Raw genomic sequence first — 19847 nt, 5'->3', positions numbered from 1 at the left:
GCCGGGCCCCATCTGCCGGCAAGCCCCCGCCACAGGCCGCGCCAGCACTGCCTGCGACGGGATAACCGGGGGATAAGTCGCCTCTTATGCACACGGCGCCCCACCCCGCCACAGAAAAATAAGCGTCGTGCCTGTGGATAACTTTGGCAGTCGGGAGTAGAATAGCGCGTTACGTGTGGCGAGCCCTCGCGCGACGCCGGCCTTGCAACACGGTGAACGCAGGGCAGAATCGATACGCCCTCCCACACCTTTTCACATAGACATACATGGATAATTTCTGGCAGGCCTGTTCCGCGCAGTTGGAACTGGAGCTGACACCGCAACAATTCAGTGCGTGGATCAAACCGCTTATCCCTCTCGATTACGAAGAGGGCAAGCTGCGCATTGCTGCGCCCAATCGCTTCAAGCTCGATTGGGTCAAGACCCAGTTCGCCAGCCGCATCACTGCACTGGCCATTCAGTACTTCGAAGCGCCCACGGAAGTGCAGTTCGTGCTCGACCCGCGCCTGGCCCTGCCGAAGAAGCCCGTCACCACCAGCACCCCGGCCAGCGATCCGAATGGCGGCGCGCCCAGCGCGCGCGCCGCGGAGCCGCAGCCCAGCGTGCCGGAACTGAGCATCGGCGCGGCGCCGCGCCGCGAGCAGAGCCGCATCAACACCGACCTGACCTTCGACAGCTTCGTGACCGGTAAAGCCAACCAGCTGGCGCGCGCCGCCGCCATCCAGGTGGCGAACAATCCGGGCGTGTCGTATAACCCGCTGTTCTTCTACGGCGGCGTCGGCCTGGGTAAAACCCACTTGATCCACGCGATCGGCAACCAGGTGATGGCCGACAATCCGGGCGCGAAGATACGCTACATCCACGCAGAACAGTACGTTCGCGACGTAGTGACCGCTTACCAGCGCAAGGGTTTCGACGACTTCAAGCACTACTATCACTCGCTCGACATGCTGCTGATCGATGATATCCAGTTCTTTGGCGGCAAGAGCCGCACGCAGGAAGAGTTTTTCTATGCGTTCGAGGCATTGATTGCTGCAAAGAAACAGATCATCATCACCTCGGATACCTATCCGAAGGAAATCACGGGCATGGATGACCGCCTGATTTCGCGCTTCGACTCGGGCCTGACGGTGGCCATCGAACCGCCGGAACTGGAAATGCGCGTGGCGATTCTGCTGAAAAAAGCCAAGCAGGAAGGCGTGACCTTCTCCGACGACGTGGCCTTCTTTGTCGCCAAGCACTTGCGCTCGAACGTGCGCGAGCTGGAAGGCGCGCTGCGCAAAATTCTGGCGTATTCGCGTTTCCATGGCAAGGACATCACGATCGATATCGTCAAGGAAGCACTGAAAGACTTGCTGTCGGTGCAGAACCGCCAGATTTCCGTGGAAAACATCCAGAAAACAGTGGCCGACTTCTTCAATATCAAGGTTGCCGACATGTATTCGAAGCGCCGGCCCGCCAATATCGCCCGGCCGCGCCAGATCGCCATGTACCTGGCCAAGGAATTGACACAGAAGAGCCTGCCGGAAATCGGCGAGCTGTTTGGCGGCCGCGACCACACCACGGTGCTGCATGCCGTGCGCAAGATCGCGCTGGACCGCACCAAGAACCCGGAATGCAACCACGAATTGCATGTACTGGAGCAAACGTTGAAGGGCTAACAACACCTGACAAAACCTGCTGCGCGACGCGCTTTGCGGCCTGCGATGCTCACCGTGCTCTAGCACGGTTGCGCTTCTTAGCCACAAATCACTGCCGCTCGCTACGGTTTTGTTCGGCGTTAAGCACCATTTGGCAAGACTGGCTCAAAACGTGCTTTACCCTTATCATCTGGGAGGGCACCGCAGCCAGTCTGTCGGGGCTCCCTATGGTAATAATTGTTAAATTAATACGTTAAACGTCGTACTGTTCAACCTATACATTGAGGATAAATATGCAATTGGTCAAAACCACCCGAGATACCCTTCTCCGGCCACTGCAGATCGTGAGCGGTATTGTCGAGCGTCGGCACACTATGCCGATTCTGGCCAATATCCTCATCCGCAAAGACGGTGAAAATGTCTCCTTCCTGTCGACCGACACCGAAGTGCAGATCACCACGCACGCGCAAATCGGTTCCGGCGCGGACGTCACGGGCACCACCGTGGCCGCGCGCAAGCTGCTGGACATTTTGCGCGCGCTGCCCGAATCGGGCGACGTCACGATGACCCTGCTGAACAAGCGCCTGACCGTGCAAACGGGCAAGTCGCGCTTCGCCCTGCAAACCCTGGCGGCGGAAGAGTTTCCTACCGTGCAACAGGCGGAAAGCTATAACGCCTCCGTCACCCTGCCGCAGAAAACGCTGAAGCACCTGTTCAACATGGTGCATTTCTCGATGGCCCAGCAAGACATCCGCTATTACCTGAACGGCTTGCTGCTGGTTCTGGATGGCAATCATGTCATCGCCGTGGCCACCGACGGCCACCGCCTGGCGTTTTGCCAGGTCGCCACCGAGCAGACGTTTGCGCGCCAGGAAGTGATTATTCCGCGCAAGACCATCATCGAACTGCAGCGCCTGCTGGAAGAGAACGATGAGCCGGTGCAGCTGGACATCGCCGCCAACCAGGTGAAACTGACCTTTGCCGACATCGAGCTAATCTCGAAGCTGGTGGAAGGCAAGTTCCCCGACTACACGCGCGTGATTCCAAAAGGCTACAAAAACGACTTCACCATCGGCCGCGATGAACTGCTGCGCTCGCTGCAACGTGCCGCCATCATGACCAGCGACAAGTTCAAGGGCGTGCGCTGCATCATCACCCCGGGCAGCATGAAGATCAGCTCGACCAATGCGGACCAGGAAGAAGCCGTCGAAGAGCTGGAAATCGACTACGGCGGCGACTCCGTCGACATCGGCTTCAACGTGACGTATCTGCTGGACGTGCTGAACAACCTGAAATGCGAATACGTCAACATCGCGCTGGGCGACTCGAATTCGTCCGCCCTGATCTCCATCCCGGACAATGCCGACTTCAAGTATGTCGTCATGCCGATGCGGATTTAAGCCTTAGTCGCAGCATAAAACTGGGGTCAGACCCGACGGGTCTGACCCCAAAATCAGCAATCGTTATTTGAGAAAGCAGTCCATGTCCGAGAATCCACAAGACACCCCGATCCAGGCCAAAACGGAAGAATACGGCGCCTCCTCCATCCAGATCCTGGAAGGCCTGGAAGCCGTACGCAAACGCCCGGGCATGTACATTGGCGACACCTCGGACGGCACCGGCTTGCACCATCTGGTATTCGAAGTGCTGGACAACTCGATCGATGAATCGCTGGCCGGCCACTGCACGGAAATCCACGTCACCATCCACAGCGACAATTCGATCTCGATCACCGACAATGGCCGCGGCGTGCCGACCGGCCTGAAAATGGACGACAAGCACGATCCGAAGCGTTCGGCGGCGGAAATCGTCATGACCGAACTGCACGCGGGCGGCAAGTTCGACCAGAACTCGTACAAAGTCTCGGGGGGCTTGCACGGCGTGGGCGTGTCTTGCGTCAATGGCCTGTCGAAACTGCTGAAACTGACCATCCGCCGCGATGGCAAAGTGCATCACATGGAATTCGTGCGCGGCGTGCCGCAAGACCGCCAGATCGTCATGGTCGGCGACATCGCCACCTCGCCGATCAAGGTCATCGGCGACACCGACAAGCGCGGCACGGACGTGCATTTCTGGGCCGATGAAGAGATTTTCACGCACGTGGAATTCCACTATGAAATCCTGGCCAAGCGCATCCGCGAACTGTCCTTCCTGAACAATGGCGTCAACATCAAGTTGTCCGACCAGCGCACGGGCAAGGAAGAAATCTTCGCTTTCGAAGGCGGCACGCGCGGTTTCGTCGAGTACATCAACAAGGCCAAATCGGTCTTGCACCCGACCATTTTCCAGGCCACGGGCGAGCGCATGTCGGACCAGGGCACGAACATCTCGGTCGACGTGTCGATGCAGTGGAACGATGCCTACAATGAACAGGTGCTGTGCTTCACGAATAACATCCCGCAACGCGATGGCGGTACCCACCTGACGGGCTTGCGCGCGGCGATGACGCGCGTGATCAACAAATACATCGATGAACACGAGTTCGCCAAAAAGGCGAAAGTGGAAATCAGCGGCGACGACATGCGCGAAGGTCTGACCTGCGTGCTGTCCGTGAAAGTTCCCGAACCGAAATTCTCGTCGCAGACGAAAGACAAGCTGGTATCGAGCGAAGTGCGCGGCCCCGTCGAAGAAATCGTCGCCAAGACCCTGGCCGATTACCTGCAGGAAAAACCGAACGACGCCAAGATCATTTGCGGCAAGATCGTCGAAGCGGCACGCGCCCGCGAAGCGGCACGCAAGGCCCGCGACCTGACGCGCCGCAAAGGCATCATGGACGGCCTGGGCCTGTCGGCCAAGCTGGCCGACTGCCAGGAAAAAGACCCAGCCCTGTGCGAACTGTACATCGTCGAGGGTGACTCGGCAGGTGGCTCGGCAAAACAAGGGCGCGACCGCAAGTTCCAGGCGATTCTGCCGCTGCGCGGTAAAGTCTTGAACGTGGAAAAAGCCCGTTTCGAGAAAATGCTGTCGTCGGAGCAGATCACCACCCTGATCGCCACGCTCGGCACCTCGATCGGACCGGACGAATTCAACGTCGAAAAACTGCGCTACCACCGCATCATCATCATGACCGATGCGGACGTCGACGGCGCCCACATCCGTACCCTGCTGCTGACCCTGTTCTACCGCCAGATGCCGCAACTGGTCGAACGCGGCCACATCTACATCGCGCAACCGCCGCTGTACAAGGTGAAATCGGGCCGCGACGAGCGCTATCTGAAAGATGACGCCGAAGAAGCGAGCTACATGATGACAGTGGCGCTGAACACGGCCGTGCTGGTGCCGCGCACAGGCGCGGAAGGCATTTCCGGCGAGACGCTGACGGAACTGGTGCGCAAGTTCAACCTGTCGAACACCATCATGACGCGCCTGACGCGCGTCATCGACCGTGCCGCACTGACGGCCATCATGACGGGCGTGCAGCTGGACCTGTCGACCCTGGACCTGGCGGAAACCTCCGCCCTGGCCCTGCAGACAGCCATCAACGACAGCGCCGTGCGCGTGCATGTGCGTTCCGACGACTTGTCGGAAAAACACATGCTGCGCATCGAGCGCATGCACCACGGCAACGTCAAAATCAGCGCCATCGACGCCGACTTCGTGCAAGGCCCCGACTACGCCGTGCTGAGCAGCGGCGCCGCCACCTTCGAAGGCCTGATCGGCGAAGGCGCGTTTGTCCGCCGCGGCGAAGGCGAGCGCGTCAAGGAAATCGCCGTGGTCGACTTCCATCAAGCCATGCAATGGCTGCGCGACGAAGCCGAACGCACCGTTTCGAAACAGCGCTACAAAGGTCTGGGCGAAATGAACCCGGACCAGCTGTGGGAAACCACGATGGACCCAACCGTGCGCCGCCTGCTGAAAGTGCAGATCGAAGACGCCATTGCGGCGGATCAGATCTTCACGACGCTAATGGGCGACGATGTGGAACCACGCAGGGCGTTTATTGAAAACAACGCGCTGCGCGCGGGGAATATTGACGTGTAATTTTGTAGGTTCTCATAATTCATGCAAAAATTCTCATAATTTGCAAAAAATCTTGAGGCCGCATGCGGCCTGGCGCCGTGCCCCCAACCAGGCATGAATACATGGCGCCAGCACAAGAAATAAACATTCCTGCCACTGAAACAACAACGCCCGGCATGCCCGGGCGTTGTTGTTTTCAACTCGCTATATTTCAGCAGGATGTTCACTGGCGGGTGTGTAAAAAAGGCCCTCACTCAACGGCATGCTATAGGACGCCAACAACTAGATCCCTGATCCGTTAGACGGACTCAATGTGAGCATTGAACCCGAAGGATTGACAGCTGCAGAGATAAGTCTGGAAAATTGACATTGGTAATATATTTTATCGTTGACGCTCATATAAGTTGAGATTGGAATCCGTCGAAATCAATGACTTAGCAGAAAAATTCTCGCATAAGTTGAGATCAGTTCTCACATAAGATGAGATTACTCAGCAAATTCTCACATAAGTTGAGATTATTCAGATTGCCTATTTAACGAGCAGATGCCCGCCCCGTGCCTCTCTGAATCTACCAAGCGGCTTTTGGCCTGTCCGGTAATCCGTCATGTTTACAGCGCGGCAACATGCTAGGCTGGCGAGACCGGCCGAGAACGGCCAAGAGCGGACCTTGTGGGCACTGCAGTTGGCGGCCAATGTTTTTGCCGATCCGGTGGTATTGGGCCGTATTTGGATATTATGAAATGCTACTTATTCATGCCCCAACAGCGTGCCATAGTTATTGAGTTCTACATCCAGTAAGTTAAACTTGGCCTACGGTGCTCTTGCCGTGCCTTCGGTTACAACATGAACGATCTGGAGTTTGCACAGCGCGTTTCCGCGCGAATTGGCGAGCTGTACAGCGAAGCCAAGCGTAGTCGCTACCAATTCCCCAAGCATGCCCTCATCCAGACACGTGCTCTCGCAAGTCTCTGTTGCGACTTGCTGCGGCCAGATGACTGGCGCGATTGGCCCTATGGGCTGGAGGAAAAGATCAGGATGCTGGCAAAGGCCCAACGCATCAATCTCGACACTCACGAGAAGCTGAACGACTTGCGTCGATGGGGCAACGCGGCGGCGCATCCCGAAGAAAGCCGGCGAGAGGAGGCACAGTTCGGACCATTGGCCAGCGAAGCAATGGCAAACGCACTTGTCCTGCTCGAGACGGTGTTCCGGCAGAAGCATAGTGGGGCGGCACTACCCGACTACGTTGTCGTCGAGGAGAGCTCGGACGAACTGAAAGAAGTGTGCTATCGGGCGCTGGTCGAGAACTGTCCCGCCGACCAGTATCAGGTCGCGATGCTGCTGCGGCAGCAACTGGCATCGAAGGTAAAGGAGACCGAGGCAGGGCCCGATTCCTTCTTGGCGTCATACACCAGGCGCTTCGAGTTCGGCGCGCTGAAAGGCCGAGCGCTGGATTTATTGCGCTATGCCAGCGATGGCAGCTACCCGCCCGCGTCCTACCAGTACGGCCTCGCGCTGTCAGACGGCGAGCGTGGCGATGAATACGTAGCGTTCGGTGTCAATCTCATCGCGACTGCGGCACGAGACGGGGATATCGATGCGTTAGCCTGGTCTGGGCATTCGGCGATGCACGGGCTGCATGACGAGCCAGTCGACTACGAGCGCGCCCGCGGCTACCTGGAAAAGGCGGCGGCCGAGGATCAACCCCTTGCGCTCAGCCTGCTTTCGCGGATGTACCGCAAGGGGCTGGGCGTGGCGGTGGATCCCAAGGTTGCATTCGACTTGACGCTCCGCGCCGCCGAGGCCGGATATCCGGTTGCGCAATACGGGGCGGGGGTAGCGCTTTACCATGGCGACGGTGTAGAGATCGACCAGCCTGCGGCGCTCGCCTGGCTGCAACGGGCGAGCGATGCCGACCTGCCCGAAGCCCAGCACGTAGTGGGCAACCTCATGCGGCGCGGATTACTGCCAGGTGGCTTCGCCGACGCGGAGAAGTTGCTCACGAACGCCATGCGTGGCGTCAACGAGGCGAGTCTGGATCTCGCTGACCTCTACATGTCACAAGCCGAGCCCAGGCAGTGGATCAAAGCTTCCGGTCTGGTGCAGGGCGCTTACGAGAGGGCGTTGGCCGAGAAAGATGAGCTGATCGCCGACAGGGCACTTCGGCTCGCGCCGACTTTTGTTGCCAAGCTCGAGGAGCTGCGTACCAGGATGTCGGACGAGGAGCATGGGGACTTCCTCGTGGCGCGCTTCATGTTCGACGAATACAGACGACCATTCCCGAAGCGTGCTGAGCGATTGCGGGAATTTACTGACGCCGTCTTGGCGCTGGCGAAGGTGAAGGGTAGCGGTTTGAAGGAAGAGGCACGCTTGGTTCGCAAGCTTGCGTCCGGGATGGGGGCGACGTCGGTGCCGGCAAAGGTCCCGGCACTTGTTCCTGCGATCCGCCGCGTACGTGCGCTGGCGCCGGTCGTGCAGAGGGTGGCTCGGACAAAGGTCGGTCGCAACGAACCGTGTCCCTGCCAGAGCGGGCTGAAATTCAAGGCTTGCTGCGGCTGACGCAAAAGGCGTGTGCGGACGTCCTCGATAGACGTGATTGTACGAAATCATCCAAGTCTAGCGCTGCGCAGCAGCGCTAAAGAATCAGATTAAGAATGCTGAAGTCCCACCGCCCGCGGCGAGTACCCGCGCCGCGTTGACCTGGACCTGACGATGGTGCGCACCAGTTGATGGCCGGGGCCCGTGTCAACCTACAGGTGCACACCGGCGTGGATCCATCACCAGATAGTGAACATAAACGAGCAACTATTGGGCACCAGTTCGATGGCATGTAGCTTAAGCCATCGACATTTAGAGTCTATTCCCCGTACGAGGGTCCCGAAATAGAAGGTTTGAAAGGACGAAGCTAGATGAGCAGACAAAATCGAAAACCCGTTCGTGCCAAGGGAAAAACAAGACCAGTGCCGTATGTCAATAGGAAAAGCGGGCCATTTCTCATGCCGAAGTTGAGTGAAGAATACGGCGGCTACGCTCACCTTCTGGCCGATGCGCTATCGACAATTCCAGAGCTACCGGATTTTTCCCAGGATTCTAAGGTCGCGATATTCTCTGATTTTGGGGGCGAGAACAATGAGGCTGACTTCAATACCTATTCATTCTTAATTATGGCCTACAACAAGGTTGGCCCGTTTCAAGACGCTGTACATGCCATGCGTGAACGGCACGGCATCAAGGACCACTACAGCGAATTCAGATACAAACGACTGGATAATGGCGCTCGCTTTCGAGCGTTGCCGCAGTATTTGGAAATCATCGACAGGTACATCCACGGCGCCGTCATCACTGTTGCTGTCGACAAGAGTATCAAAACGCTGTTTGGCCCTACCAAAGGCAAGGCGCACGCCCATATCACCAAAATACTTGCTGAGAAAGGGCTCGGCGCGTGGGATGGTGCTACAGCTGAGAAGCTAATGAGGATCTGTCATGCCGCTGCGGCCTTTACCTCGGTAACAACACACCCCAACCAACGCCTGCTCTGGTATTGCGATAACGACGCAATCAATGCACAAGGAAATTCGCGCGGCTTCAAGGATACACAAGGTGTCTTCCTCAACGTGCTCGATATGTATTGCCCACATGGATTTGAAATATTGGGATTCGCTAAGTCGTTCACCGATAAATCTCATCTCGATGATCTGCTGAGCGTGGCGGACTTTGCCGCTGGTGTAGTACAGGACTTGCTCAAGTCGCATAAAACAGGCATTGATTTCATACCGGATGCTGGAAAAACCGAAGTCATAAAATGGATAGCGAGGGAAAGCCCTTGGCTCTCCAAAATAACAATCCAGCTCGTATCGTTGCCTGGCGGAGGCGTAGGCCAGGGCCTTGTACACTTCACGCCACCAAGTCAATCCGGCGATGACGAATGATGACTAGCCGAAGCCCCTCCCCCCAGCGCGCGCGGCCACCACAGTGGCAAGCTCCAGGTTGATGGCCCGTACCAGCTGCTGCCCGGCGCTTGGCCGGCGCCATCCACATCCTGCAGCTGATCATCGACCGGATCCTCGCCAGCGCCGCCGGCGCGCCGCGCGCGTGTCGGATGACACGATAAATGAAAAATCGCCCTTTGATTTAAAAGGTCTTTTTCAGTATCTGCGTCATCGAGCTGGCAGCCAATTGACATCAATCATGAAAAAAACCGCTAGATTTGACACGAATAGTCAAAATTTCCAGTGAGTCATGCGGTACACCAGCCGCGCTGTGATCGCAGGCAGCGACGCTAAAAAGTACGAAAGGAAAAAAGCCGGCTGATCTGCCGGCTTTTTTCCTATTACTTATCTGCGTGCTAGCTTGTGTCTGCGAAGCTATCAGGTTAAATCGAGATCCCTCAATGTCCTGTCCAAATCATACATTCCATCACATTTTGCGGTGGTCAAGTAATTTCGGACACAACGATAGGTTCACGTTCTGCCATTTTCTGTTCGTAGACAGAGGGCGGCAGATTGCCCAATGCTGAATTGATGCGCTTGCAGTTATAGAAGCCGACGATGTAGTCGGTGATGTCGGCTTTGGCCTCGGCGTGGTTAGCGTATTGACGCTGCCAGACCCGTTCCATCTTGAGGTTCAAGAAGAAGCGTTCAGCGACGGCGTTGTCCCAGCAGTTACCTTTGCGGCTCATGCTGCAGACGAAGCCGTGGCTAGCCAGCAGGTCCTGGTAAAACTCGCTGGCATATTGACTGCCCCGGTCGGAATGGACGATCAGTCCAGCTGCCGGCCGGCGCTGTTGGATGGCCATCGTCAACGCATCGCAGACCAGCTTGGCTGGCATGCTTGGTGCCATGGCCCAGCCCACCACTTTGCGCGCGTACAGGTCCAGCACGGTTGCCAGATACAGCCAGCCCGCACCGGTACGGATGTACGTGATGTCGCTGACGTACGCCAGGTTCGGCGCGCTAGGATTGAACTGTCGGTTCAGCACGTTGGCGGCCACTGGCAGGTCGTGCTTGCTGTCCGTCGTATGGACGAACTTGCGCTTCCAGACCGGCTTCAAAGCCTGCTGGCGCATCAAACTGCGCACCTTGTAGCGCCCGATGTCGAACCCTGCGCTGGCCATGGCAGTGACCAGTCGGCGGCTTCCGTAGCTCTGATGGCTTGCCATAAACGCGGCCCGCAGATGAACGCTCGCTTTGCACAAAACTGGTTTAGCAGAACGACGCTGCGCCTCGTAAAAGCCAGATCGGCTCACGTCCAGGATGCGACAGCTGTGCTGGACTGGGATGGCCTCCTTTTGCAGCTGGCGAATAAGCGTATGGGTCACTTCATTTCGCGGGCAAAGAAGGCCGAGGCCTTTTTTAAGATGGTGACGTCCTGCCGTAGCTGCTGATTTTCCAGCTCCAGTTGGCGGATTCTTTGCTGCTCGGCAGTGAGCGGCTTGCCGATGCCGGGCTGCCCGTTTTGCTCGGCACTGTACTGCTGCAGCCAGCGACGGATCGCGGTCTGGCCGATGCCCATGCTTTCGCTGACGTTCTGGACGCTCTGGCCCTGCTCATTGATCAGCCGGACCACTTCCAGTTTCAGGCTCGGCTCGAAGGTTCTACGTTTTCTTGTTGTCATGCTTTTTCCTCAGATGGTGGATTTTCCACCTATTGAGGTGTCCGGGCAAATTAGACCACAGCAGTAACTCTGGGGAAGTATTTTTGCTCTTGACGCGCCGCATCGCGTTGCGGCGCTGTTCCGCGCTGAGATTATCAGTCAAAGGCTATCCGCAAGCTCGGATCAGCCTCATGCTTCGCGACGATCTCATTATATTTAGCCATGAGGCGAAACACGATGCTTTTTCGCTCCATCATCTTGAATAGGCTTATTTCGTAAAGGTTGGCCGCAAGGAATTGCAAGGCATCCATGATCTCAACACGCCCCTCGATACCAATATTTTCAGCCAATCCTTCGGCTACGCTAATCTTGGACGCAGTCGTGAGAATGATCGGATGCAACCCGGCTTGCAAGTTGGCTTGGCATTTACGAAGCAGCGCTTCCGCTGGCGCCGTGGTGCAATGGATGATGGCGTTGTCGATCACAAAGTCACCGGATCGAGAGGAAACTGTGTCAGCTACCGAGGCCCCGTTATGATGTATTTCCAGCTCTGGCAACGCCAGCTCCAGTATGGCTCCAACTAAATGTTGCAGAACCACTCCCACGTAGGTTTTTCCAGGCGACTTCTTCTGACGCTGCAACGCTTGATCCAACAAGTTACGAATTACTGATACCAGCGTTTTGCTGGCATCATAGTTGAGCTTGAACGGCTGAGAGTTAAAGAAATCCACAAAGCGATCAACCCACCATGCCTCAACGTCGTGCAGCTCCGCTCCATGCAGATCGCCCGAAGCATGCAGGCCATGGATGAAGTCTATGTAGTCCTTGGCAAGCATGGGCGTGCCGCGGCTCGTACGGCCGGCTTCCGTACCAACCATCTGTGTGACGCCATGGCTATTAAGGACTTTATTGATAGAAACGCCGCTTAATCCGGACACTTGGCTGCCCTTTGGCGTCAACAATGTCGTGGTGTCAAACGGCAGACCGGCATGCTTTACCCGATTTGTGACAATCAGAGCAGTGCCTAAAAGTCCCATCTGAAAAATGTTGTGAAAGTCTCTGAACTGGAATAACTTTTCTTCAAGGCTCGGACTGAGTGGCATAGATGTTCGCAAGTGGCAAAAGGAGTTTTGTCGCCAGCCATTTTGCGACGGGAACAGCGACCGCGTCGCCCATCGCTTTGTAACCGTCGTTGTAGCTGCCGGGAATTTTGTAAGTGTCGGGCGCTCCCATCAAGCGGGCAGTCTCGCGCACGGTCAATAGCCGGCTTTGCAATTTACCATTTTTCCGGATAACAAGAAGTTGTCGGCTGCTGCCACCGCTTGGAGTGCGCAGGCAGCCCGCGATATTGTCAAACCGCAGCTCCAAAACTTGCTTGCCATTTCGAGTGCGCTTATAACCAGGAGCGACCACTAGCTGCTTCTTCGGGATGGCTTTTAGAAGGTCGGCGTGTTTCGGCGAAATCAATGCGATATTGCGTTCGTCTGACTCAATGCTTGCATATTCGGCGTCGAACTCGATCACGTCTGGCAGATGCTGCTTGCGCGCAGGTGGCTCTGGCATATACCACCAAACCCAACCATCCAAACCGTTGGCAGCCTTGCGTACAGCCTCTGGATGAAGCCATGTTGGAGTGGAGCTGACCAATTCCGGCGGGATTGCAATCTCCTTCTTAATCGCGACCACGAATATACGCGGACGCGATTGCGGCACAAAACGAACTGCGTCAAGCAGCATTGCTCCAACCAAATAGCCACGTTCAACAAGAGCGGCGTGTAGCTTTCGATAATGGGCTCCGCCAGCGGATGACACGAGCCCTAGAACATTTTCCGCCACCAGCAAAGGCGGGGCATCATCACCCATCTCATCAATGATACGAAGCCACTCCCAGACCAAGCCACTGCGCTTACCATTAATGCCGCCGGCTAAACCGGCCAGAGATAGGTCTTGGCAAGGAAAAGAGGCCCATGCGAGCGATGCTGCAGGCAAATGAGCCCCTTCAACATCGGAAATCGAGCCAAGATAGAAATGTTTTTTGGTATGGTTCGCCGTGTAAACTGCGCCTTTTTTTCCGTCGATGTCGTTGGCCCAGATAGGCTTGAATGAGCTTTTTAGACCTTGGGCAACGAGTCCGCTGCCAGCAAAAAATTCCAGATAGGAGTGTTCGACACCACTCTGCCTAGCGGCCGGTGCGCACTCTGCCAAAGCGACGGCACCGTCTCCCAATGAAGTGTTGGTGACGTGGTTTGAGGCGGAGTTTGAGAGTAGGGACATGAACGACATTGTAGCGGGTTTTCAAAAAACCTCACAGTCGAACATCTGCAAAAATCACTCGATGAGGAGCCTGAAAACTCCCCCCGAAGAGACTGACAGCTGTCCTGTAGCTCTCATATTTAAACTAGGACAATGTCAATCCAGATGTCTTTTTTCAAAAGAAAACCAGGGCTATCAATACACCAGCGAGCACTTCCAGCGCTTGCTTAAGTCTCACGGTATCGTATGAAGTATGAGCCGTTATGGGAACTGCTGGAACAACTCCGTAATGGGAAGCTTCCTCTCTACGCTCAAGAGCGAACGCCTGAGCAAAAAGTATTGCAGTACAAGTATATGATGAGCGAGCTGACGTGTTCGACTACATAGAAAGGTTTTCCAATCCACGCCGACGACACTCCGCCATCGGCTATCCCAACCCAGAATAATTTGAAATTTTAAAATGCGCCTAGAGGAAGTGTCCGTGGCGGGGGCCACACCCTCTCCCAGCCACTCCGGTAGCGAGCCGATGAGCGTAGTATTTAGCTTAGAAGAAATTTGATGCTTTTTAGTTGCTGACGATGCACGTCTATCTGTTGCGCCTACACAATGCTGGTCACGGCTTTCTTCACGCTGGCTACCACCTCCCCCAAGAAACCAGTACACTCGTTCTTGAGCGCAACTACTTTTGTACGCGCGCCAAGCCGCCTGCCGTTGCCGGGAGGCTTCCCTGCCGCAAGGCGTGTTATCTGCCTGGACAAATGCAATGTTCACTTCGCGCAGCCTGTCTCCTGCTTTCTATTACCTGTTCTTTTCAGGAGAACCGGAGCAGCGGCAGCGCTTTTTCAAGGAACTGCATTTCATTTCGATAGCCATCCTGACGTTTGGCCTGGCTTGCTGGCTGGTCACGTTCAGCCTGACCTTGCCGCGCGCTTCGCTCGATCATGCGCATGCGGCGATGGCCGTGGCGGGCATGGTGGTCGGGCTGGTGCTGACCGTGTATGCGAAATCACTGCAAGCCATCATCGTCAGCGGCACCATCAGCGTGCTGTTCATCGCCTTCGGCTTTCGCGTGCTGATGCTGGGCACGGAAGATCCCCCTTTCTGGGTATTGCCACTGGGCGTGATGATCACCCTGACGACGGCCCCCATCTTCAGCGGCATCGCGTATTACCTGGGCGTATCGCTGGGCGTGTGGGCGATCCTGGGGCTGGGACAGTTTCCCGCGCATGCGGGCCAGGCTGACCAGCATTGGCCGGTGCTGGCCGTCAGCATCAGCGTGATCATCGGCCTGGCGCTGAATATCTATTTTCTCGTCTTGCGCATCCATAACTATCGCTCCCAGTGCGAACTGGCGACGATGGCCTATAAGGATGGGTTGACCGGGCTCAACAATCGCCGCATGTTCACGCAAAGCGCCCGCGCACTGCAGCGCACGGCACACACGCCCGCGTATTTCCTGATGATCGACATCGACGACTTCAAGCAAATCAACGATGTGCATGGCCATGACGTGGGCGACGAGGTGCTGAAAAAGATCGCCGAGGTGATCGCGGGACTCTCGGGCGAGCACTTGTGCGGCCGTCTGGGCGGCGAGGAATTTGCCGTGATTTACCTGGGTGAAAAGAACGCGGCCTGCGCCTTTGCCGCGCAGCTGGTCGCCAGCGTCGAGGCGGCATTTGTGCCGGAACGCAAGATGTCCGTCAGCATCGGCATCGCGGAATTGATCAAGGAGGCGGACTTGTCGCACAGCTACCGGCGTGCCGATGAATCTTTGTACCAGGCGAAGAAAAGCGGCAAGAACCGCTACGTGCTCAACGCCGGCTGATTGTGCGGGGCTGAGGGCGTTGCATCAAGCAGCGCCAGCAAAGCTTGCGGCGAGATCTTCCAGGGATCGCGCTGTTCAAGGTCCACCTCATCCCAACTGTCCCGGGCGCCGATCTTGAGGATGGTCAAGGGAATATTCTTGCTTTCAAAGAACGCCAGCATGCGACGGATCAAACGGCTCACCTTGGCGTGGTCATCACCATACAAAGAACAGGTATAGAAACAGCCCTTCTCTCCCATGCGCAATTTCCTGGCCGCGCCGAGACGCGATTGGAGCACGTACTTGTGCAGAAACTCGGTCACGACCTCATCATCGACGGGAATACTGCAGGAAATGGTGATCTTGGCCATGGCAAGGGGGACAGTGATTCAATAGCCAAGCCTAGCAGAAAGCGTTTCATTCCTGAAATGCTAAGATCGCGGCGCGCGCATGCCGGCAAATGGACCGGCATGGCGTCTCGACAAGGATTGCCATTGAATACGCCAGGGAAAATCACTTTCCGCATGCTGTCGCTGTGCGCCGCCCTGTGCCTGCCGCTTTCCAGCATGGCACAAGCCATTGCTGATGAGGATGCCGCCTTCGTGGCTGCCACCGTGCCCGTTTCCGTGCCATCGCCGCCGCTCAGCCTGAACGAGCATCCAGAAATCCGCGCTGACGTCTTCAGGCTGCTCGGTTATGCGCGTGGCGACTATACGCAGGGCGACACCCTGATCGCGCTCCAGGTACTCGACAGCATGCGTTCGCTGCATGACATCACGCGCACCATGCTGCCCGACGGGCGCTCGGTGCTGGCCTCCATCAACCCCAGCGAACACGGTGCGCAGCGCGCCGCCATGCTGTTCGACCCGCAACGCAAGCTGTTGGCGCTGGCCCTTGTCAACGGCCATTGCCAGGCCGCCATTGACGATGCCGCGCCCGCCTGTCTGCCGTCCACGCATGCCGTGCTGACCTTGTTTGTGCCACCGGACGCGGAGGACGAGATGGCTGCGCCGCTGCTCGTGTGGGCGCGGCAACTACCGCCCATGCTGGCACTGGCTGCGCGGGAGCAGCGGCAAAGCATTGCTGTGGTGGAATACATCACCACCCGCCCCGGCCAGCCCGGCTGGGAGCAGCGCGACGTGCCGCCCGGCTTTCCCTCCAGCTTGCTGCATCTGCTGCTGCCGAATGCGGAATTGAACAGCAGTTCCAGCGGCGGCAAACTCATCGCACCGGCAGGCCTGGCCGGTTTGCCCATGCGCACGCCCACGGAAGCGGCGGAGGCGGGCGACGAGCCCATGCCCGATGCCAGCATCACCCTGCGCAGCTATGCCGATTTCCACTGGGTGCTCAACACTTACGCCAAACTGGCCAAGGGCGCGCAAGTGAAGGGGCATGACGACAAGGTGGTGTTTGCGGGCAGCGATACGAGCGGCCGCTACACAGTGACCTTGCGCGAACAGGGCAAGAAAGACAGTGTGTTCATCACCGTGGCCAGCTGGCGGGAAAAATAGCCCGCAGGGGATTAGGGATAGGGGAAAGCATTGCCATCACGCACAAGAGCATGGCATTTTGGCATTTTGCGGTATGATTTCCGGCCGTGCGGCGCGGCCCGGTCCCTGCTTTGCCCACCAGCCCTTCAAGCCAGCCACGCTTGCGTAGCATCCTGCCCTAAGGAGTCATATGTTCGGTTTTAACTTGCGCGTTGCCAAGATGGTGTGGACGGCGTTCCTGATCGCCTTCCTGCTCTTCCTCACCTACAAGGTCTCGTCAACCCTGATCGTGGTGGTCTTTGCCATTTTCTTCAGCTATCTCGTGTATCCGCTGATCGGACTGCTGGAGCGGTATGGACCGAAGCGCCTGCCGCGCACGGCCAATATCGGCATCGTCTTCCTGGTGGTGATCTTGCTGGTGGCCATTTTAGGCTCCATCTTCGGCGCCCGCATCGAGGAAGAGGCGATCAAGCTCAGCGATCAATTGCCAACACTGCTCAAAGGCAACAATTTCGCCGAGCGCATCCCCTTGCCGGAATTCATGGAACCCCTGCGCGCGCGCCTGCTATCGTTCATGCAGACGCAGCTGAGCAGCGGTACGGGACAGGCCATGCCGCTGGCGAAAGAGCTGGGCCTGACCGTCATGCATGCAGCCAGCAACCTGATCTATCTGGTGCTGGTGCCCGTGCTGAGCTTTTTGCTGATCAAGGAAGGGCCGGACATGCGCGACGGTTTGCTGTCCCTGCTGAACCGCCCGAACAAGAAACTCTGGGGCGCCATCATCGATGACCTCGACATCTTGCTGTCGCGCTATGTGCGCGCCCTGCTGCTGTTGTCGATCGCCACTTTTGTGTCCTACAGCATTGCCTTTTCCCTGATGGGCGTGCCGTACAGCCTGCTGCTGGCGGGTGCCGCGGCCCTGCTGGAATTCATCCCGTTTGCCGGCCCGCTGGCAGCCGCCGTCATCGCCGTGGTCGTGGCTGGTTTCAGCGGTTTCGAGCACGTATTCTGGCTGATCGGCTTTATCGCCGCCTACCGTTTGTTCCAGGATTACGTGGTCAACCCGTACTTGATGAGCGAAGGCGTGGAAGTGAGCCCGCTAATGGTGATCGTCGGCTTACTGGCCGGCGACCAGCTCGGTGGCGTAGTGGGCATCTTCCTGTCCGTGCCCGTGATGGCGGCCATCAAGATCGTCTTCGTGCGCGCCCGGGCGGCCTTGCAGGCACGTCACGATGCGCTGGAGAAAGCGGAACAGGCGGCTGAGGAAGCGCGCGCACAGGCCTTGGCCGAGGCGGCGCTGCTGCAGGAAGAGGGCAGCAAAGCCACCCTGCCAGCGCAGTAACTTAGAACTCTTCCCACTCGCCGCTATTGTCGGCGGCCGGCTTGGCTGGACGCGGCTTGGCGGCGGCAACCGATGCCGGCGCCAGGTGCAGGGCCGGGCGTTTCAAGGCCGTGCTGGTGGCGGCCACGACAGGCTTGCGCAAGGCAGGCTTGGCTGCTACCGGGCCGCTATGGTTGGCGTCGAGCTTGAAAATGCTGACCATTTCGGCCAGCGCCGCCGCCTGCTCCTGCATCGATTCCGAAGCGGCTGCCGCTTCTTCCACCAGTGCCGCATTTTGTTGCGTCACGGTATCCATCTCCGCCACCGCTTGATTGATCTGGCCGATGCCCAGTTCCTGCTCGTGGCCGGCGGCGCTGATTTCGCCCATGATGTCCGTCACGCGGCGGATGCTGGAAACGATTTCGTCCATCGTCGTGCCCGTCTGGCTGACCAGCGCGCTGCCGGCACCCACGTTCTGCACCGACGCTTCGATGAGCACCTTGATATCCTTGGCCGCGCTGGCCGAGCGGTGCGCCAGGTTGCGCACTTCCGTGGCGACGACGGCAAAGCCACGGCCCTGCTCGCCCGCGCGCGCCGCTTCCACGGCCGCGTTCAGGGCCAGGATGTTGGTCTGGAAAGCGATGCCATCGATGACGCCGATGATGTCGGCGATCTTTTTCGACGATTCGCTGATGGTACCCATGGTATCGACCACTTGCGCCACCAGCGCACCGCCCTTGACGGCCACATCCGATGCCGACACGGCCAGCTGGTTTGCCTGGCGCGCATTGTCGGAATTTTGCTTGACGGTCGAGGTCAGCTCTTCCAGCGAGGATGCCGTTTCTTCCAGGCTCGAAGCTTGCTGCTCGGTGCGGCTCGATAAATCCAGGTTGCCCGAAGCGATTTCATTGCTGGCCGTGGCGATGGCGCCGCTGCCGTCGCGCACGCCGCGCACGGTGTTCGACAGGCGTTCCTGCATCTGTTTAAGGCCGCCCAACAGGGCACCCATCTCGTCGTTGCGCGTGATGACGATGTCGTTGGCCAGGTTGCCGTCGGAAATGGCACCGAAATGGCGCAGGGCCTGGTCCAGCGGGGCAAAGATGGCGCGCAGCAGCAAGATGCTGGAAATAATGGTCAGCAAGGCGCCCACTACCATGCCGATGATGGCCATGGTCACTTGCGTGCGGAAGCTGGCCTGGCTTTGCGCATACAGTGCGGCGGCCAAGGTAGCCTGGTGCTGCGTCAATGCTTCGGACGCCTGGTCCAGTTTGGCGTACAGGGGTACCAGCCCCTTCATCATCAAGCTATCGGCTTGCGCGATATTGCCTTCACGCAAAGTCTTAGCCAGGAGCAACAAGCCGTTGTTGAGGAAATCGTTACGATTCTTGTCCATGTCGTCGGACAGGCGCTTTTCTTCCACGCCTTGCGGCAGGTTCAGGTACACCTTCCACGCCTTGTTCGACACTTCCAGGAATTGTTCCGCACGCGCCAGGGTCTCCTTGGCATCGGGCGCATCCGGGTGCACCATCACGCGGTCCAGCGTGAAACGGGCGCGACCCAGCGCGATTTGCGATTCGCCGATCGCTTGCGTCGACGCCAGCTGATTGCTGAAGACTTCATTGAGACTGTTATTCGCCGATTTCAGGCTGATGATACTCATGCAGCCCAACACAGCGATCAGCAAGCCCAGCACACTCATAGTGGCAATCAGGCGCATTTTTATTGTTATATTCGACAACATGCAGTTTCCTTGGTAAGGGCGCAACCATGCTTGCGCATGCCGGAC

General features: G+C 57.6%; 13 protein-coding genes and 1 pseudogene. 9 read left to right on the top strand and 5 right to left on the bottom strand.

Annotated elements, in window-relative coordinates; genetic code table 11:
• The first annotated feature begins 266 nt into the window (after positions 1-266).
• The 5 genes from dnaA to ACQ4WN_RS08980 all read left to right on the top strand — a co-directional run bounded on the left by dnaA (position 267) and on the right by ACQ4WN_RS08980 (position 9530).
• Positions 267-1661 carry a chromosomal replication initiator protein DnaA gene (gene dnaA, locus ACQ4WN_RS09000; protein ID WP_230523232.1) on the top strand — a complete coding sequence of 465 codons (1395 nt, stop codon included), beginning with the start codon at positions 267-269 and terminating at the stop codon, positions 1659-1661.
• 272 nt (positions 1662-1933) lie between these two features.
• Complete coding sequence (gene dnaN / locus ACQ4WN_RS08995; RefSeq protein WP_436551214.1) at positions 1934-3040, top strand: DNA polymerase III subunit beta; 1107 nt, start codon at positions 1934-1936, stop codon at positions 3038-3040.
• Between the two features lie 82 nt (positions 3041-3122).
• A complete protein-coding gene (gene gyrB, locus ACQ4WN_RS08990; protein WP_436551213.1) occupies positions 3123-5621 on the top strand; it encodes a DNA topoisomerase (ATP-hydrolyzing) subunit B in 2499 nt (832 codons plus the stop codon).
• 823 nt (positions 5622-6444) lie between these two features.
• Positions 6445-8160, top strand: a complete 1716-nt coding sequence (locus tag ACQ4WN_RS08985; RefSeq protein WP_436551212.1) for an SEC-C metal-binding domain-containing protein — start codon at positions 6445-6447, stop codon at positions 8158-8160.
• 350 nt (positions 8161-8510) lie between these two features.
• Positions 8511-9530, top strand: coding sequence for a hypothetical protein (locus ACQ4WN_RS08980; RefSeq protein ID WP_436551211.1), 1020 nt, complete (start codon positions 8511-8513; stop codon positions 9528-9530).
• Positions 9531-10033: 503 nt separating this feature from the next.
• Here ACQ4WN_RS08980 and ACQ4WN_RS08975 read toward each other — a convergent pair.
• From ACQ4WN_RS08975 to ACQ4WN_RS08965, 3 genes are all read right to left on the bottom strand, one after another.
• A protein-coding gene (locus ACQ4WN_RS08975) for an IS3 family transposase (protein WP_436551210.1) occupies positions 10034-11214 on the bottom strand; the annotation gives its coding sequence in 2 pieces (ribosomal slippage) (positions 10034-10944 and positions 10944-11214; 1182 coding nt in all).
• A 134-nt stretch (positions 11215-11348) separates the two neighbouring features.
• Positions 11349-12296, bottom strand: coding sequence for a DUF4928 family protein (locus ACQ4WN_RS08970; protein WP_436551209.1), 948 nt, complete (start codon positions 12294-12296; stop codon positions 11349-11351).
• Positions 12274-13467 carry a DNA cytosine methyltransferase gene (locus ACQ4WN_RS08965; RefSeq protein WP_436551208.1) on the bottom strand — a complete coding sequence of 398 codons (1194 nt, stop codon included), beginning with the start codon at positions 13465-13467 and terminating at the stop codon, positions 12274-12276. Before ACQ4WN_RS08965 ends, ACQ4WN_RS08970 begins: the two co-directional genes overlap by 23 nt.
• 163 nt (positions 13468-13630) lie before the next feature.
• Between ACQ4WN_RS08965 and ACQ4WN_RS08960 the strand changes: the two are divergent.
• Positions 13631-13892 (top strand): annotated as a pseudogene (locus ACQ4WN_RS08960) (integrase core domain-containing protein); the annotation flags it as partial.
• Between the two features lie 317 nt (positions 13893-14209).
• Positions 14210-15271 carry a GGDEF domain-containing protein gene (locus ACQ4WN_RS08955; protein WP_436551207.1) on the top strand — a complete coding sequence of 354 codons (1062 nt, stop codon included), beginning with the start codon at positions 14210-14212 and terminating at the stop codon, positions 15269-15271.
• On the opposite strand, the gene ACQ4WN_RS08950 is transcribed toward ACQ4WN_RS08955, so the two are convergent.
• Positions 15250-15621, bottom strand: a complete 372-nt coding sequence (locus ACQ4WN_RS08950) for a hypothetical protein (RefSeq protein ID WP_436551206.1) — start codon at positions 15619-15621, stop codon at positions 15250-15252. The two genes, ACQ4WN_RS08955 and ACQ4WN_RS08950, sit on opposite strands and share 22 nt — an antisense overlap.
• Before the next feature lie 99 nt (positions 15622-15720).
• Here ACQ4WN_RS08950 and ACQ4WN_RS08945 point away from each other — a divergent pair, with 99 nt between their 5' ends.
• Together ACQ4WN_RS08945 and ACQ4WN_RS08940 are read left to right on the top strand one after the other, a co-directional pair.
• Positions 15721-16761 (top strand): hypothetical protein, encoded by a 1041-nt coding sequence (locus tag ACQ4WN_RS08945; RefSeq protein ID WP_436551205.1) that lies wholly within the window; start codon positions 15721-15723, stop codon positions 16759-16761.
• Between the two features lie 169 nt (positions 16762-16930).
• The gene (locus tag ACQ4WN_RS08940) at positions 16931-18082 is read left to right on the top strand and encodes an AI-2E family transporter (protein ID WP_436551204.1); all 1152 of its coding nucleotides are present in this window, start codon (positions 16931-16933) and stop codon (positions 18080-18082) included.
• Position 18083: 1 nt separating this feature from the next.
• Here the strand turns inward: ACQ4WN_RS08940 and ACQ4WN_RS08935 are convergent, their stop codons facing one another.
• Positions 18084-19802 (bottom strand): methyl-accepting chemotaxis protein, encoded by a 1719-nt coding sequence (locus tag ACQ4WN_RS08935; RefSeq protein ID WP_436551203.1) that lies wholly within the window; start codon positions 19800-19802, stop codon positions 18084-18086.
• Positions 19803-19847 lie beyond the last annotated feature (45 nt).

The organism is Janthinobacterium pasteuri, from assembly GCF_051380775.1.
Taxonomy (GTDB): Bacteria; Pseudomonadota; Gammaproteobacteria; order Burkholderiales; family Burkholderiaceae_D; genus Janthinobacterium.
This window is presented reverse-complemented; position numbering and strand designations above follow the sequence as displayed.

Excerpts from the sequence above, each read along its gene's own strand:
- dnaA (WP_230523232.1), top strand. The coding sequence starts at position 267 with ATGGATAATTTCTGGCAGGCCTGTTCCGCGCAGTTGGAACTGGAGCTG.
- dnaN (WP_436551214.1), top strand. The coding sequence starts at position 1,934 with ATGCAATTGGTCAAAACCACCCGAGATACCCTTCTCCGGCCACTGCAG.
- gyrB (WP_436551213.1), top strand. The coding sequence starts at position 3,123 with ATGTCCGAGAATCCACAAGACACCCCGATCCAGGCCAAAACGGAAGAA.
- ACQ4WN_RS08985 (WP_436551212.1), top strand. The coding sequence starts at position 6,445 with ATGAACGATCTGGAGTTTGCACAGCGCGTTTCCGCGCGAATTGGCGAG.
- ACQ4WN_RS08980 (WP_436551211.1), top strand. The coding sequence starts at position 8,511 with ATGAGCAGACAAAATCGAAAACCCGTTCGTGCCAAGGGAAAAACAAGA.
- ACQ4WN_RS08970 (WP_436551209.1), bottom strand. The coding sequence starts at position 12,296 with ATGCCACTCAGTCCGAGCCTTGAAGAAAAGTTATTCCAGTTCAGAGAC.
- ACQ4WN_RS08965 (WP_436551208.1), bottom strand. The coding sequence starts at position 13,467 with ATGTCCCTACTCTCAAACTCCGCCTCAAACCACGTCACCAACACTTCA.
- ACQ4WN_RS08955 (WP_436551207.1), top strand. The coding sequence starts at position 14,210 with ATGTTCACTTCGCGCAGCCTGTCTCCTGCTTTCTATTACCTGTTCTTT.
- ACQ4WN_RS08950 (WP_436551206.1), bottom strand. The coding sequence starts at position 15,621 with ATGGCCAAGATCACCATTTCCTGCAGTATTCCCGTCGATGATGAGGTC.
- ACQ4WN_RS08945 (WP_436551205.1), top strand. The coding sequence starts at position 15,721 with ATGGCGTCTCGACAAGGATTGCCATTGAATACGCCAGGGAAAATCACT.
- ACQ4WN_RS08940 (WP_436551204.1), top strand. The coding sequence starts at position 16,931 with ATGTTCGGTTTTAACTTGCGCGTTGCCAAGATGGTGTGGACGGCGTTC.
- ACQ4WN_RS08935 (WP_436551203.1), bottom strand. The coding sequence starts at position 19,802 with ATGTTGTCGAATATAACAATAAAAATGCGCCTGATTGCCACTATGAGT.